Raw genomic sequence first — 15489 nt, forward strand, 5'->3', positions numbered from 1 at the left:
CTGGATCGGCCTTCTCGTAAGTGTCCGTGAAAACGGGGGTGAACCCGGCGGTGAAAATTTGGTGAGGCTCAAGTCCTACCGTGAGCGGTGTGTAGAAAGAAAGTAGGGCTAGGTGGTTGGAACTGATGTCGAAAGCTCGCTAATTCAATGCTGGCGACGATCTGCGCGCGCACTACTAAGCGGGCAACCTTAGATGCATATGATTCATCTCATCTGGCTTGAGGCAGTCTTCAAACGGCAAGCACTTATGTATGTTTGCTCTGGAAAGTGGTTCAAACGCCTTGCTGTAGAAATTCCGAAGGATCAAATCTGTGAACGCCCAGGGCGTGAATGGAGAGCTTACGGGGATTCTGCAGTTGGGATATTGCCCGAGAGTCATGTGGCTTGAAGAGTGTTGAATCGCTTTGTAGCTCTCGGGCGTGCTCTCATAGTCTAGTCGGACGACAACCGGCATTTGGAATTCGGAAACTACGTGGCCCCATACGGAGTCTTGAAGATAGCGCATCGAGTCGGTGTCGAACGGCTTCAAGCTCGGGTTTGGATAAAATGCCAATCGATGCTTGGTTATCTTGTCTAATCTAACTTTATATAAGAACTGAAGCGTGCCGCCATCGGGGAGCATTACGTGAAATTGCTGTCGACGGATTAGTTCTGCGTATAGATCTGCGTATGGTTGGTCTTTCATTGCCCATGCTATGTCTACGCCGGAGGCAAATCCGATGTCACCAGTATACTTGTTGCTCGACACTACAGAAGGCATCGTGAAGTGGTCGGCGAGACCCCTCTCAATCAATGCCTTTATTATGGATAAAGTTGATTTTTCAATTGAGCTGAGTAGGGTCATGCTCGACCTCATTCGCCCTGTTGGAACAGTGATCCAAGGATCTCGTCGATATCTTCACGCTGTATTCGGCCTGCTTTCAGGTCGCTCGCAATGCGCTTAAGGTCGGATCGCGACCTTTCCCTGCGCCTTCTTTCCGCAGGAGTGAGGTCTCGATTTACAATGTTCAGCTTCTTTCTTTCGGTTTCGGTCGGATACGTGAAGTTCAATTTGAAGTCGGCCGCTTTAACGCGTTCAAACTCCTCATTGAGCGTGATCATGCCTTTCCCGAAGCCGCAGACCCGAACCCATGCTTTGCTGCGCGTAATTCCAGTGAATAGTATGTTGCGTGCCCACGCTGCATCCCAATCGGTGCCACAGAATTGTCCGTTCATGATGTAAACCATGGCGGCTTCGTTGCCTTTGGCTCGGTAAATGCCAGTGAAGGTGACAGATCCGGCGTACTCAAATTCGTCAGGTGAGTGCGTCACGCCTGCAATGATGGAGTTTATGCCGAGAGACATCAAGGCGCTTCGTACACCGCCTACAGCTTTCCGGGCGTTGACGGGATTTGGGTGGATGACAAGTATATCCTCTGGGCGCAGATCATCTTCTTCGATATTCTTCCGAATCTGATCGGCCAGCCACTCCACTTGCTGGGCATCGTCGTCAAATACTTCGAATGAAATCAGGTCACTCAAGGGGGAGTGCGTTTCGAGGAATTTCGGGCTGGTCGCATCTGTTCTGGTTAGGCTGACGTTCTGTCCATCCTCCAGTTCCCCGTCCACAACGGAGTAACCAATGTCCTCCCAGAGGTCTGAGTTGTCGAACATTTGCACCAGTCCCCTCGTGCGATAGATGCCGAAGCCAAGCGCATGGGCGGTAGTCAGTACTGGGCGAGAGTTTCTGTAGCAACGCCTAAGAATGATGTCCTGCCTTTTTGCAAGGTCAGGGTCGTCGGAGAATGCGACGAGTGGAGTGCCGTTCTGGTTCACGCCGAAGAGCTCACTCGGCGGAGGCATCTCCCCTCGGTTTAGATTCTGCAACTCATCGTAAGCGTAAACAATTCTCTTTGGATCTTTTAAGAGCCTATAGCAAAGCCTTAGAAATGCAGGGTGGAAGTCCTGGGCTTCGTCAATTAGGATGATGTCGTATAGAGGGACATCTGCCACTGATGACTCGAGTGCAAGCTGGCACACTCCCGCGAACTCTGCGCCTTGACCAAACTTGGCCTTTGCGGCCGTCAAGTCATGATAGGCAGTGCCCGTGCGAATGCAGTAGCTGTAATAAATGCCTTCGTTCGAGGAGGATCCCCAGGCGTGTAAAACTTTAATGCGAGACCAGTCAGGTTCTTCGTTCGCCTGGTCGTAAATAAAAGAGGTTATGAACCGTTGAAACTGACCTTTGAGAGATTTCGTGTTGAAGGTAACTGCGATAGTCCAGTCTGGGTTTTGCGTATAGAGGTAAGCTACCTTAAGTGCAAGTACCACGGTTTTACCGGACCCGGCGAGTCCCCTGATGCGCTGCACTCCGTCGAATGTCTGGATCACCGCGTCGCTTTGCTGGCTGTCTAGAGTTGCAATCGCGTCCTCTAGTCGCTGCAACCGCTCGCCGCGCGACCCCGCCTTCTTAATGTCGCGCTTAGCTCTAGCCCTACGAATGTTAGAAATCGACTGTATAGTCGACAGGACTTCATTGAATTCGGGGAGAGCGGTGGCATTATTCTCGATCCACCGCGCAAGCTCTTGCGAGGTTGAAAGGACTGAGTAGTCCTGTAGATCATCATCGGGCTGCTTGCAATTTGGAGCAAGCGTGACGACCTGCGGTTCGATTGTGATACGCTTTCTTTTACTTAGGCGCCGGCCGCTCTGAAGTAACTTGGCCGTAAGAATGGCATAGGCAGCATCGTGTCTTTCCTCAAAGTCGCGCAGGTCCTTGCCGTCAACTAGGTCAAAGGCAATTAGACCAAACTCAGGTGAAACCAAAAGCGCATCTATTGTAAAAGGCCCGTCTGGCGTACCCATGACCGGATAGCCAACGTAAACGACTCCCTCGCTCTCTGCAGGAAGTAGGCCAATCGCACGAGCCAATGCCTCAGTGGCTCCAGGGCTATCTACTTGGCCTCTTCTGATTTCGATCATCTTGTTCGCTCTTGCATGGCGTGGCTTCAGTGAGTGGAAGTTAAGCGTGGTCCTAGCCTAGCTTAGGGGAACGCTCTGGCGTTGCCGCTCACACGATTTGGCGACGATCTTATCAGCTACGTCGGACTTCTTCCTTGCGCTGAGGTTGACTTGGCTTACCCTAACCTTACGCCCGTTCAGTGTCGTGATAAACCATTGAATAATAAGGAAGTGCCCTGGATCTGGCCTGGGTTGCACATGCGACGCTCCTCGGTTTGGGGTTCAGCGACGGAGTGCCCCTATAGGTATAGGTAAGGTGTGTCCTCATCCTCGTCCGCATTGGGGGGATCACGGGGGTGGTGCTGTCCGCAACCCGAGGCTTAGTTGGCGCTTACCGTCAGCCGGGCCAGTTCCGGTCAGTCTCCTCAGTCTCCGGGCCCCCTGTTGGGCACTTGCCGGGCGAGCTCTATAGAGCGTGCCATTGGCGACGGTCCTTGCCGATCCGCTCCGCGCGAGTGGTGCTTATCCTGTCCGTTGCTAGCCGCTTTGTTTGCTCGTGTGGCTTGTCGGCCGGGTTCGTAATGCGTAGGTCGTAGGTTCGATTCCTATTTCCGGCACCAGTTGTAATGAAAAGCCCCGGCCTTGGTCGGGGCTTTTTGTTTGGGCAGCCCGGCCACCGACTCGCTGCTTCAGTAGTGCCAGCCCATGGCTGGCAACGCGGGAACGCCGCACGTCTTGCGTTGTCCCGACCCGACGCACAACTTAAAGCGCTGGCGTCATGCGGGGGATGGATTGACGCCTTCTATATCAACCCACCGTTGATGCGCGTCGGACATCGGCCACGGCCTGAAGTCCAAACCTCGGCCATACGTCGAAGGCACTTCAAAACCAACCCGCGCTATTCCCCGAACGCGATCACCAACAAACGGCCTGCCGAGTTGTCCACCAGAATGACGGGCTCGCCATCCTGTTGGATCTCAAAATACGTCGCAGCGCTGACCATGTTGAATGCCGGCATCCCCGCCACGCTTTCCCGCTGCAACCGCACGCGCAGGTCTTCCTGCAGCTGCAGAAACTCCAGATCGGAAAACTCCCGATAGGTCGTGACGTTGATGCGTGCCTCCGGCCGATAGCTGTGCGCGACCACCGGGCCCAGCACCGCGATCATCAACACGGCGGCCCACGCCAGCGCCCGCCTGCCGAACCGGCCGCGCACTAGCTGCGCACATGCAGGCAGGCAGTGACCTGTGCGGTAAGGGCCAGGCAGGCCATCATCATGCCCTCCATCGCGCGCTCGCCTACGTATTCGTGGGAAGGGCCGTTCTGCCGGGTGCGTTCCGCCGCCAACAGCATTTCCTGCACCACAGTCAGGCCGGCCAGCGCGCAGTCGGCGTCGGCCAGTTCCATGCGGCGCCCTGGCCGCAGGTAGGTTTCCGGCCACGGGCGCCCATCGACGGCGGCGCCGGCCTGGATGCTGCGCAACGTGGAGACGAAGGCGGTGGGGTCCGCTCCAGGCTCGCCCAGGCTCTCGGCATTGGCCGGGTCATGGCGGGCGTTGAGGTCAAGATATTCCGATGCGTGCATGGCAGTGCTCCGTGCAGGACAGACAGCAGCGCCACCGGGGGAGGTGGCGGACGATGCGTGGCGGCAAAAACCGGTTACTGCTGGAACCCGGCGGGCGCATGCAAGCACGCACCCCCACGCACCGCCCGCCATGGAACGCGAACGGATTGCCAGCCGGCGCCACGCAGAGGTGACGCCGGCTGACAAGCGTAAACAACCAGCAGTAATCGGGTTTTTGCCGACCCGGCCACTCGTTTTAAGTGGCATGCCATGGTGTACATACCCCGCCGCAGGCTGCCAAGGGCAGATTCCGTCAACGCAGGGCTGCCTTACGCTTCGGGTGCATTTTGGCACGGCGGCCCGCAGGCCGAAACGCTTAGCCGGCAAGGCCGGGTGCTCATCAGGCCCATTTCAGCGGTCGGCGCAGCCAACGTCGAACGCGTCAGCCAGCACGGCCGACCCCACGGCCCAACCCGAGGCGATCACGACAGAACGGCCAGAACTGCCGCAGATAACCGCCTGCCGCCCCGGCCACCGCGCCGCAGGCCAGCCGCCCAGCGCCCCGCAGCCCGCGGTCGACCTGCAGTTGCAGCCAGGGCAGAGTGGCCAGCAGTTGCGCACCCAGCAGAAGCGCCAGCACGTCCAGCCCCAACACATCCAGCACCGCCAGCAGCGGCGCCAGTTCCGGGTTGCAGGCCAGCAACACCACCAGCGTGGCGCCCAGCACGGCAAGCGTGCGGCGCAGGGCGGGCGTGCTGAGCCAGCGGAGCAGGGCGGTCATAAGGCATCTTTGCCAGGACGAGGCGTCTGTCATCCAGTCTCGGTGCGGCAGACATGCACTTCAAGTAGCCTGAGCATGTTCAGCTTGCTTTGCCGAATCTGGTCGCCAGCGCCCGCAACAGGGGCGCGCTGCGCGCGGTGCGACAACGTGTCGCATCCAGATCCGGGCCTTTCCTGCGCCTGATCATTGTCAATGCCTTTCTTAAATGGTGGGTGACGGCCTAAAATTGAAAGGCTGACTCGACCCCACCTCACCTGCCTGTCCTCTGGACGGGTGGGCCGGCTTTGGCCGGTGCGGGCAGGACGGGGAACGGCATTCCCTCGCAATTGGATCGACCGATGATTCCGTTGAAAACCCTTGGGCGCTGGTTGCGCCCGGGCCTGCTGCTCGCATTGCTGGTGATGCTCACCGGCTGCGATGCCGTGGCCATCCTCAGTCCGAAGGGCCAGATCGGCCAGGATGAAAAGACACTGCTGATCACGGCCACCGTGCTCATGCTGCTGGTCGTCATCCCGGTCATCATCATGACCCTGACCTTCGCGTGGAAGTATCGCGCCTCCAACACCAAGGCCCGCTATGAGCCGAAGTGGTCCCACTCGACGGCGATCGAGGTGGTGGTGTGGTCGATCCCCTGCATGATCGTGCTGGTCCTGGCGGTGCTGACCTGGCGGTCCTCGCACGCGCTGGATCCGTACAAGCCCCTGGAATCGGACGTCAAGCCGGTCACCATCCAGGCGATCTCGCTGGACTGGAAGTGGCTGTTCATCTATCCGGAAGAGAAGATCGCGGTCGTCAACGAGATCAAGTTCCCGGTCAACACCCCGCTGAACTTCGAGATCACCTCCGATACGGTGATGAATGCGTTCTTCATCCCGCACCTGGGCAGCATGATCTATTCGATGGCGGCGATGGAGACCAAGCTCCACCTGATCGCCAACGAGCTGGGTGAATTCCCGGGCATGTCCTCGCACTACAGCGGTGCAGGCTTCGCCAAGATGCATTTCACGGCCTATTCGGTCACCGATGCGCAGTACCGCCAGTGGCTGGACCAGGTCCGTGCCGGCGAGCAGACCCTGGACAAGACCTCGTTCAAGGCGCTGGGCGAAGCGAAGAATTCCGAGTGGTACCCGGTCACCTACTTCGGCAAGGTTGAAGACAGCCTGTTCGACTGGGTCATCGCCAAGCACATGGGCGACAACAAGCACTACGGCATGAAGCATGCCCATGCGGGTGCGGCTGCTGCCGATGCGTCCAGCCATGAAGCGCACGAGGGGCACGCCCCGAGCGACGCGCATGATGCCAAGGAATCCGGGAAGAACCTGGATGCCACCGAAGAACACGAACACGCTGGCCATGAAGGCCACATGGGTTCGGGAGAATGAACATGTTGGGAAAACTCTCTCTTGAGTCGATCCCCCACGATCCGATCGTGCTGACCACCCTGGTCGGTGCGGTGCTGGGTGGCCTGGGCGTCATGGCCCTGATCACCAAGTTCAAGCTGTGGGGCTATCTGTGGAAGGAGTGGTTCACCTCGGTGGACCACAAGAAGATCGGCGTGATGTACATCATCGTCGCCTTCGTCATGCTGCTGCGCGGTTTCTCCGACGCGATCATGATGCGTACCCAGCAGGCCATCGCCGTCGGCGGGTCCGAGGGTTACCTGCCGCCGCACCACTACGACCAGATCTTCACCGCCCACGGCGTGATCATGATCTTCTTCGTGGCGATGCCGCTGATCACCGGCCTGATGAACCTGGCCGTGCCGCTGCAGATCGGCGCGCGCGACGTCGCGTTCCCGTTCGTCAACTCGCTCAGCTTCTGGCTGTTCGTGTCCGGTGCGGTGCTGATCATGCTGTCGCTGTGGATCGGTGAATTCGCCGCCACCGGCTGGCTGGCCTTCCCGCCATTGTCGGGCATCGAGTACAGCAACAATGTAGGTATGGACTACTACATATGGGGACTACAGGTGGCGGGTCTGGGTACCACGTTGAGTGGTATCAACTTCTTCATCACCATCCTCAAGATGCGCACCCCGAGCATGAAGCTCATGCAGATGCCGGTGTTCACCTGGACCGCGCTGGTGACCAACGTGCTGATCGTCGCCGCCTTCCCGGTGCTGACCATCACCCTGGTGCTGCTGACCCTTGACCGTTACCTGGGTACGCACTTCTTCACCAATGACGGTGGCGGCAACGCCATGCTGTACATCAACCTGATCTGGATCTGGGGCCACCCGGAAGTCTATATCCTGGTGCTGCCGGCCTTCGGCGTGTTCTCCGAGGTCATCGCGACCTTCTCGCGAAAGGCCCTGTTCGGCTACAAGGGCATGGTCTACGCCACCGCCTGCATCGGCGTGCTGTCGTTCATCGTGTGGCTGCACCACTTCTTCACCATGGGCTCGGGTGCCAACGTCAATGCCTTCTTCGGCATCACGACGATGATCATCTCCATCCCCACCGGCGTGAAGATCTTCAACTGGCTGTTCACCATGTTCCGCGGTCGCGTGCAGTTCACCACGCCCGTGCTGTGGACCATCGGCTTCATGGTCACCTTCACCATCGGCGGCATGACCGGCGTGATGCTGGCGATCCCGGCCATCGACTTCGTGCTGCACAACAGCCTGTTCCTGATCGCCCACTTCCACAACGTCATCATCGGCGGCGTGGTGTTCGGCATGTTCGCCGGCATCACCTACTGGTGGCCGAAGATGTTCGGCTTCCGCCTCAACGAGTTCTGGGGCAAGTGCGCGTTCTGGTGCTGGTTCATCGGCTTCTATGTGACCTTCATGCCGATGTACGTGCTGGGCTTCATGGGCATGACCCGTCGTCTGCAGAGCACCGTCAACCCGGCCTACGAGCCGTTCCTGCTGGTGGCCGCTGTGGGCGCCTTCATCGTGGGTGCCGGCATCCTGTGCCAGATCATCCAGGTGGCCGTGTCGATCCGCGACCGCAAGAAGACTGCCGACCTGACTGGCGACCCGTGGGATGCCCGTACGCTGGAGTGGGAAACCTCTTCGCCGCCGGCCTTCTACAACTTCGGCACTTTGCCGGAAGTCACCGAGCTGGACGATTTCTGGGAGCGCAAGCAGCGTGGTGAAGCCTGGCCGAAGCCGGCCAAGTACACCGACATCCACATGCCGCGCAACACCGGCACCGGCGTTGTCATCGGCGCCTTCAGCCTGGTGTTCGGCTTTGCGATGATCTGGCACATCTGGTGGCTGGCCATCATCGGCTTCGTCGGCATGATCGCCACGTTCATCTACCGCACCTTCGACCAGGACGTGGACTATTGGGTCCCGGCCGCCGAGGTGGAACGCATCGAGAACGAACACCGCAAGCACCTGGAAGCCCAGGGCCTGGTGAAGTCGGAGCTGAAGGCATGAGCACCAATACCTCGACCCTGAGCCACGGGCACGCCGCACACGCGGCGGCCCATGGCCATGACGACCATGAGCACCACGACACCGGCGGCAACACCGTCTTCGGTTTCTGGGTGTACCTGATGAGCGACTGCCTCATCTTCGCCTCGCTGTTTGCCACCTACGTGGTGCTGGCCGGCGGCACCGATGGCGGCCCCGGCGCGAAGGACCTGTTCGAGCTGCCGTTCGTGGCGTGGGAAACCGCGCTGCTGCTGACCTCGTCGCTGACCTTCGGCCTGGGCATGATCTCCATGCACCGCAAGCAGGTCGGCCAGATGTTCCTGTGGCTGGGCATCACCTGGCTGCTGGGCTTCGGCTTCATGTGCATGGAAGTCTATGAATTCCAGCACCTGATCCATCAGGGCTACGGTCCGGACCGCAGTGCCTTCCTGTCGGCGTTCTTCGCCCTGGTCGGTACCCACGGCCTGCACGTCAGCGCCGGCCTGCTGTGGCTGCTGGTGATGTTCGTGCAGCTGAAGAAGTACGGCCTGACCCCGACCAACAAGACCCGCATGGCGTGCCTGAGCCTGTTCTGGCACTTCCTGGACCTGATCTGGATCGGCGTGTTCTCCGTCGTCTACCTCAATGGAGCGCTGTAATGGCACATGACAACCATGCACACGACCACGCCGCCGGCGGCGAAAGCCACGGCACCGTGAAGTCGTACCTGATCGGCTTCGTGCTGGCGGTGGTGCTGACCGTCATCCCGTTCTACATGGTGATGTCGGGTGATTTCTCGCGCACCGTCAACGGTGTGGTGATCGCCATCACCGCGGTGCTGCAGATGCTGGTCCACCTGGTGTTCTTCCTGCACCTGGACCGCTCGTCGGAGAGCCGCTGGAACGTCAACGCTGCGGCCTTCACCGTGGTGGTGATCGGCATCATCGTGGTCGGTACCCTGTGGGTCATGCACAACATGAACGTGCACATGATGCACTGACGTCTTGCCGACGTTGCCACGCAGAAAGGCCGCCCCCGGGCGGCCTTTCTGTTTGTTGCGCGATCGCGGGGAACGCATCCACGCATGGCGTGGATCTACCAGTCACCGCGAAGTCCCCGCACAGTAGATCCACGCCATGCGTGGATGCGGTTGCCGTTCAATGCATCCGGAGGATGCAGTAGATCCACGCCATGCGTGGATGCGGTTGCCTCTCACCCCACCTTGCGCAGGAACTCGTCGGCTTCCATCGGCCGCCCCAGGTGATAACCCTGCAGCTGGTCGCATCCCAGCTCACTCAGGTAATCCCGCTGCGCCTGGGTCTCCACGCCCTCGGCCACCACCTGCAGCTGCAGGGTACGGCCCAGCGCGATGATCGAGGACACGATGGCGGAATCTTCGTCATTGCGTTCAAGGTCATGCACGAACGCCCGGTCGATCTTCAGCTCGGTGGCCGGCATGCGCTTGAGGTACAGCAGGCTGGAATAGCCGGTGCCGAAATCATCGATGGCGATGTGCACGCCCATCGCGGTCAGATCATTGAGGATCGCCAGGCTGGCCTCGACATCCTTCATCGCCGTGGTTTCGGTAATCTCCAGGGTCAGCCGCTCCGGGTCGATGCGATGCCGTTCCAGCACCGACCGCACGCTGTCCAGCAGGGCCGGCGAGGCGAACTGCAGCGGCGACAGGTTCACCGCCATCGACCATTCGCTGTGCCCGCTGTCATGCCAGGCCCGCAGCTGCGCGCATGCCTGGTCCAGCACCCAGTCGCCGATCGGCAGGATCAGGCCGCTGCGCTCGGCGATGGGAATGAACACGTCCGGTGCCAGCAGCCCCAGCTCCGGATGCTGCCAGCGCAGCAGCGCCTCGGCGCCGGTGGCGGGTGCGTCGGCCGCCGGGAATTTCGGCTGGTAGTGCAGCAGCAGTTCGTTGCGTGCGATCGCTTTGCGCAGGTCCTGCAGCAGGCGCAGCTGGCGGTTGGCACTGAGCTGCATCGAGGGGATGAAGAAGGTGTAGCCGTTCCGGCCGGTTTCCTTGGTGTGATACATCGCCGCATCGGCATGCGCCATCAACTCGCGTTCGTCGCCGGCATCGTCCGGATACAGGGCAATACCCAGGCTGGCGGTGACCTGCAGCTCCGCCGCGTCCAGCACGAACGGTTCGCTGGCCGCCGCGATTACCCGTTCGGCTACCACCGCCGCGTCGTCAGGCGCATCGATGGCCAGCACGATCACGAACTCGTCGCCACCGAGGCGGGCGAGGGTGTCCTGCGGCCGCAGCTGCGCCCCCACGCGCTGGGCCACCGCGACCAGCAGGCGATCGCCCAGCTGGTGGCCATAGGCATCGTTGACGGCCTTGAAGCCGTCCAGGTCGCAGAACATCACCGCCACCGACTGCTGGCGGCGTTGCGCCTTCTCGATGGCCTGCTCGATCCGATCCTGCAGCAGCATGCGGTTCGGTAGCTGGGTCAGCGGATCGTGCAGTGCCGCCTGGATCAGCTTGTCATTGGCGTGCGCCAGGGAATCGGCCAGAAGACCGGTGCGCACGCGCATCTGGCGGTCGAACAACGAGGCAACCAGGGCGATGCCCAGCGTGGCCAGGGTGGTCACGATCACCAGCACTGCCAGCCAGCGGGGGTCGATACCGCCGCTGCCGACCGCGCCGCAGACGCTGCCTGCCGGGAAACGCGCGGCGGCCATGCCGGTGTAGTGCATCCCGACGATGGCCAGGCCCATCACCAGCGACGCCAGTACCCGCAGGCGCACCGTGTTGCGTTGCTCTACGCGTAGCCGGAAGGCGATCCACAGCGCTGCACCTGCGGCACCGATGGCCACCGCGATCGACGCGGCAAACCAGCCAGGGTGGTAATCGATGCCGGGCTGCATCCGCATCGCGGCCATGCCCAGGTAGTGCATCGCCGCGATACCCAGTCCCATCAGCACCGCACCGGCGCCCAGCCGCTGCAGCGGCAGTCTGGGCCGCGACACCAGCCACAGCGCATAGGCCGACGCGCCGATCGACACGGCCAGCGAATACAGGGTGATCGCCAGGTCGTATCCGACTGGAATCGGCAGCTTGAACGCCAGCATCGCGATGAAGTGCATCGACCAGATGCCCAGGCCCATCGCGGCGGCACCGCCGGCCAGCCACCAGCGGGCGACCCGGCCGTCGGCCGTGGCCAGGCGGCCGGCCATGTCGAGTGCGGTATACGACGCCAGGATCGCCACCAGCAGCGAGATGGCGACCAGGCCCTGACTGTAACTACCAGTCATGTTGAATCCAAAGGAAAAGGGAGGGGCGACCGCAAGGCGCACGCCCGCCACCGCTATCGGCACCGGCGGGTGGGACTTGAGTGGTCGCAGCAGCTGCGACCCGGCTCGGCTATCCTGCCACGCTCGTTGCCCCTGCAGGAAATTCCCGATGGCCAAAGCCCGCACCGCGTATGTCTGCAATGAATGCGGCGCCGAATACAGCAAGTGGCAAGGCCAGTGCACCGAGTGCAATGCCTGGAACGCGCTGTCGGAAATCGTCCTGGAGAGTGCTGCGGCGGCCAAGGCGCCCGCCTCGCGCCGTGCCGGCTGGGCGGGCAAGATCGACCCGCCGAAGATCACCGCACTGAAGGACGTGGCGCAGACCGAACACAACCGGGTCAGCACCGGTATCGGTGAATTCGACCGCGTGCTCGGTGGCGGCCTGGTCGAAGGCGCGGTGGTGCTGGTCGGTGGCGACCCGGGCATCGGCAAATCCACCCTGCTGCTGCAGGCCGTGGCCAAGATGGCCGCGGTGCTGCCGGTGCTCTACGTCACCGGTGAAGAATCACTGGCCCAGGTTGCCGGTCGTGCGCACCGGCTGGAGCTGCCGCTGGAGGGCGTCAACGCGTTGGCCGAGACCGGTGTCGAATCCATCCTGCAGCACGCCACCAAGAGTGGGCCGCGGCTGATCGTTGCCGATTCGGTGCAGACGCTGTGGACCGAGACGCTGACCGCCGCGCCCGGTTCGGTCAGCCAGGTGCGCGAGAGCGCTGCGCGGCTGGTGCGCTTTGCCAAGGAAACCGGAACCGCAGTGTTCCTGGTCGGCCATGTGACCAAGGAAGGCGGCATCGCCGGCCCGCGCGTGCTGGAACACATGGTCGATGCCGTGCTGTATTTCGAGGGCGAGAGCGGCAGCCGCTTCCGCCTGCTGCGCGCCTTCAAGAACCGCTTTGGCGCGGTCAACGAGCTGGGCGTGTTCGCGATGGGCGACAAGGGCCTGAAGGAAGTCTCCAATCCGTCGGCGATCTTCCTGTCCGGTGCCAGCACGCACCAGCCGGGCAGCTGCGTGATGGTCACCCGCGAGGGCACCCGGCCGCTGCTGGTGGAAGTGCAGGCGCTGGTCGACGCCTCGCCGCTGTCCAATCCGCGCCGCGTGGCGGTGGGCCTGGAGCAGAACCGCCTGGCCATGCTGCTGGCGGTGCTGCATCGGCATGGCGGCGTGCTGGTCGGCGACCAGGACGTGTTCGTGAACGTGGTCGGAGGCATCCGCGTGCAGGAGACCGCCGCCGACCTGCCGGTGCTGCTGGCGGTGCTGTCCTCGCTGCAGGACCGTCCGCTGGCCGAGAAGACCATCGCGTTCGGTGAAGTCGGCCTGTCCGGTGAGATCCGGCCGGTTCCCAACGGCGAGGACCGCCTGCGCGAGGCGGCGACCCACGGTTTCAAGCGCGCCATCGTGCCCAAGGCCAATGCGCCCAAGGGCGGCTCGGTGAAGGGGATGGAAGTGATCGCGGTCGAACGCCTGTCCGAGGCCATCGACGCGGCGTGATGCCGGTACTGTAGAGCCAAGCCCATGCTCGGCTGCTTTTCCGGCAAAGGCCAGCCGAGCGTGGGCTCGGCTCTACAAACGTCACATGCGGCAACGGTCGGCCTGCCTGTGCTAGTTTTCCCGGCTCGACGAAGGCGCCCCCTGGCGCCTTTCCGTGGCAAGGAGTAATCGATTACATGCAGGATCCGATGTTCAGCACCCCCGCCGCCGAAATCCGCCGCGCCGGGGTCGATCTCAATGGACTGATGACGGTGCTGGGCAAGCACCTGTATTCCACCCCGATGGTGGCGCTGCGTGAGCTGGTGCAGAACGCGCACGATTCGATCATCCGTCGCCGTATCGAGCAGCCCGGCATCCAGAGTGTGTCGCGCATCGACGTGCAGGTCGATGTCGCCGCCGGCGTGCTGCGCATCACCGACACCGGTGCCGGCCTGACCCGGCAGGAAATCCACGATTACCTGGCCACGGTCGGTGTCGGTTACACCCGCGGCCTGCGCCAGGACGGCGAGGACAACGATGGCCTGATCGGCATGTTTGGTCTGGGCTTCCTGTCGGCCTTCGTGCTGGCGCGCCGTGTCAGCGTGCGTACCACCTCCTACCAGGCGCCGCAGCTGGGCCACCTGTACGTGTCCAGCAACGCCGAGCAGTACACCGTCAGCGAAGTGCCGGCGCGCGCGATCGGCACCGAGGTCGAGCTGGAGCTGCATCCGGACTTCCTGCCGCTGGCCAACGAAGCGCGCCTGCACGAGGTGCTGGGCCGCTACTGCGCGCTGCTGTCCGAGCCGATCTTCATCGGTGCGGCGACCGCCGCGATCAATCCCGAACCGCCGCCGTGGCGCGGGCAGGGTGACGTCGCGCTGCATCCGGTGCAGGCACGCCGCCAGGCGCAGCAGTTCGCGGCCCGCTTCGAACACGATTTCGAGCCCATCGTGACGATGCCGCTGCAGTCCGATGGCAGCAGCGACGCCGTCGGCATGCTCTGGGTACAGGACGGTGCCACCTATGGCACCAGCGACAACCGCAACCTGTCGGTGTTCGTGCGCGGCATGCTGCTGGACGATGATGCACGCGACCTGCTGCCGCCGTGGGCCGGCTTCATCGGCGGGGTGATCGAATCGTCGAAGCTGACCCCGACCGCCAGCCGCGAGGACCTGCAGCGCGATGACCACTATCGCGCCGTGCAGCACGCCCTGCTGGAAGCACTGATCGATGGCCTGGCCGACGTCGCGCGGCAGCAGCCCGAAGCCTGGCGGCGCGTGCTCAGCCGCCACAACGAAGCCTTGCTGGGTGCGGCGCTGTGCGATGAGCGCCTGTTCGACCTGCTGCTGGAACACGTGCGCGTGCCGACCTCGCAGGGGGACCTGCCGGCCAGCGCGTTGCCGGCACGTGGCGCGGTGCATGTCATCCTCGACAACGGTGGCGGCTTCGAGGAAATGCTGTTCCGTGCGATGGGCGTGCCGGTTGCGCATGGCCATCGCTATGCCGTGGTGCCTTTCCTGCGCCGCTGGGCCCAGGCCAAGGGCCTGCGACTGGTCGAACTGGGTACCGAGCAGGGCAATCGCGCACTGTTCCGCACCGACGACAGCCTTGACGATACGCAGCTGGCCTGGCTTCGCGAACACCTGGGTGACGGCGAGCAGCTGTTGCCGGCGCGGTTCAGCCCCGAGGCGCTGCCGGTGGTGGTGGTGCCTGACCGCGAAGCCGAACTGAAGCAGCGCCTGGAAGACGACGAGAACGACAAGCGCGTATCGATGGCCGCATTGCGGCTGGCGCGCCAGTTCACCGCGCGCATCGAGGCGCGTGCACCGTCGCGGCTCTACCTCAATCTGGAAAATCCAGCCGTGCAGGCCTTGCTGCAGGCCCAGCGCGATGGCCACCCGCAGGCCGCGTCGGCCGCGCGCCTGCTGCGCTCGTTGAAGATCATCGTGTCCGCGCAGGGCCGGCCGTTGCAGCGCAGTGCGGCGACGCCGGGCCCCGATCTCAATGGTGCATTTACCGATATTGCCGGTGCCCTGCAGCAGATGCTGCGCTGAGCACCGCCCCCTCTCATCC

General features: G+C 62.3%; 12 protein-coding genes. 6 read left to right on the forward strand and 6 right to left on the reverse strand.

Translation table 11 applies throughout. The annotated features are described in order from the left end of the window. Nucleotides 1–175: 175 nt before the first annotated feature. The 5 genes from WKB25_RS05155 to WKB25_RS05175 form a co-directional block, all read right to left on the reverse strand. On the reverse strand, nucleotides 176–844 hold the full coding sequence (locus WKB25_RS05155; RefSeq protein WP_340569078.1) for a DUF2290 domain-containing protein: 669 nt from the start codon (nucleotides 842–844) through the stop codon (nucleotides 176–178). An 8-nt stretch (nucleotides 845–852) separates the two neighbouring features. Next, nucleotides 853–2961 (reverse strand): ATP-binding domain-containing protein, encoded by a 2109-nt coding sequence (locus WKB25_RS05160; protein WP_340569080.1) that lies wholly within the window; start codon nucleotides 2959–2961, stop codon nucleotides 853–855. Between the two features lie 877 nt (nucleotides 2962–3838). Then, nucleotides 3839–4114 (reverse strand): hypothetical protein, encoded by a 276-nt coding sequence (locus WKB25_RS05165; RefSeq protein WP_340569082.1) that lies wholly within the window; start codon nucleotides 4112–4114, stop codon nucleotides 3839–3841. A gap of 41 nt (nucleotides 4115–4155) precedes the next feature. Next, entirely contained in the window at nucleotides 4156–4524 is a 369-nt protein-coding gene (locus WKB25_RS05170) for a hypothetical protein (protein ID WP_340569083.1), read from the reverse strand. A gap of 421 nt (nucleotides 4525–4945) precedes the next feature. Next, a complete protein-coding gene (locus WKB25_RS05175; protein ID WP_340569085.1) occupies nucleotides 4946–5284 on the reverse strand; it encodes a hypothetical protein in 339 nt (112 codons plus the stop codon). 338 nt (nucleotides 5285–5622) lie between these two features. Here WKB25_RS05175 and cyoA point away from each other — a divergent pair, with 338 nt between their 5' ends. Genes cyoA through cyoD form a run of 4 tightly spaced genes read left to right on the forward strand, consistent with a single transcriptional unit; the run spans nucleotide 5623 to nucleotide 9642 of the window. Then, entirely contained in the window at nucleotides 5623–6666 is a 1044-nt protein-coding gene (gene cyoA / locus WKB25_RS05180; RefSeq protein ID WP_340569086.1) for a ubiquinol oxidase subunit II, read from the forward strand. A gap of 2 nt (nucleotides 6667–6668) precedes the next feature. After that, on the forward strand, nucleotides 6669–8666 hold the full coding sequence (gene cyoB / locus WKB25_RS05185) for a cytochrome o ubiquinol oxidase subunit I (RefSeq protein WP_025873833.1): 1998 nt from the start codon (nucleotides 6669–6671) through the stop codon (nucleotides 8664–8666). After that, nucleotides 8663–9301 carry a cytochrome o ubiquinol oxidase subunit III gene (gene cyoC / locus WKB25_RS05190; protein WP_025873832.1) on the forward strand — a complete coding sequence of 213 codons (639 nt, stop codon included), beginning with the start codon at nucleotides 8663–8665 and terminating at the stop codon, nucleotides 9299–9301. The genes cyoB and cyoC overlap by 4 nt, the downstream gene beginning before the upstream one ends. Further along, nucleotides 9301–9642, forward strand: a complete 342-nt coding sequence (cyoD, locus tag WKB25_RS05195; protein ID WP_025873831.1) for a cytochrome o ubiquinol oxidase subunit IV — start codon at nucleotides 9301–9303, stop codon at nucleotides 9640–9642. The genes cyoC and cyoD overlap by 1 nt, the downstream gene beginning before the upstream one ends. 212 nt (nucleotides 9643–9854) lie before the next feature. Here cyoD and WKB25_RS05200 read toward each other — a convergent pair whose 3' ends face one another. Continuing rightward, a complete protein-coding gene (locus tag WKB25_RS05200) occupies nucleotides 9855–11912 on the reverse strand; it encodes an EAL domain-containing protein (RefSeq protein ID WP_340569090.1) in 2058 nt (685 codons plus the stop codon). A gap of 148 nt (nucleotides 11913–12060) precedes the next feature. On the opposite strand from WKB25_RS05200, the gene radA reads away from it, so the two are divergent. Beyond that, a complete protein-coding gene (gene radA, locus WKB25_RS05205; protein ID WP_164281002.1) occupies nucleotides 12061–13437 on the forward strand; it encodes a DNA repair protein RadA in 1377 nt (458 codons plus the stop codon). A 176-nt stretch (nucleotides 13438–13613) separates the two neighbouring features. Beyond that, nucleotides 13614–15470, forward strand: a complete 1857-nt coding sequence (locus WKB25_RS05210) for an ATP-binding protein (protein ID WP_340569092.1) — start codon at nucleotides 13614–13616, stop codon at nucleotides 15468–15470. Nucleotides 15471–15489 lie beyond the last annotated feature (19 nt).

The organism is Stenotrophomonas sp. G106K1, from assembly GCF_037969685.1.
In the GTDB taxonomy this organism is placed as follows: Bacteria; Pseudomonadota; Gammaproteobacteria; order Xanthomonadales; family Xanthomonadaceae; genus Stenotrophomonas; species Stenotrophomonas lactitubi.

Bases quoted from the DNA above. Each gene is read 5' to 3' on its own strand.
- WKB25_RS05155 (WP_340569078.1), bottom strand. From the start codon at position 844: ATGACCCTACTCAGCTCAATTGAAAAATCAACTTTATCCATAATAAAG.
- WKB25_RS05160 (WP_340569080.1), bottom strand. From the start codon at position 2,961: ATGATCGAAATCAGAAGAGGCCAAGTAGATAGCCCTGGAGCCACTGAG.
- WKB25_RS05170 (WP_340569083.1), bottom strand. From the start codon at position 4,524: ATGCACGCATCGGAATATCTTGACCTCAACGCCCGCCATGACCCGGCC.
- WKB25_RS05175 (WP_340569085.1), bottom strand. From the start codon at position 5,284: ATGACCGCCCTGCTCCGCTGGCTCAGCACGCCCGCCCTGCGCCGCACG.
- cyoA (WP_340569086.1), top strand. From the start codon at position 5,623: ATGATTCCGTTGAAAACCCTTGGGCGCTGGTTGCGCCCGGGCCTGCTG.
- cyoB (WP_025873833.1), top strand. From the start codon at position 6,669: ATGTTGGGAAAACTCTCTCTTGAGTCGATCCCCCACGATCCGATCGTG.
- cyoC (WP_025873832.1), top strand. From the start codon at position 8,663: ATGAGCACCAATACCTCGACCCTGAGCCACGGGCACGCCGCACACGCG.
- cyoD (WP_025873831.1), top strand. From the start codon at position 9,301: ATGGCACATGACAACCATGCACACGACCACGCCGCCGGCGGCGAAAGC.
- WKB25_RS05200 (WP_340569090.1), bottom strand. From the start codon at position 11,912: ATGACTGGTAGTTACAGTCAGGGCCTGGTCGCCATCTCGCTGCTGGTG.
- radA (WP_164281002.1), top strand. From the start codon at position 12,061: ATGGCCAAAGCCCGCACCGCGTATGTCTGCAATGAATGCGGCGCCGAA.
- WKB25_RS05210 (WP_340569092.1), top strand. From the start codon at position 13,614: ATGCAGGATCCGATGTTCAGCACCCCCGCCGCCGAAATCCGCCGCGCC.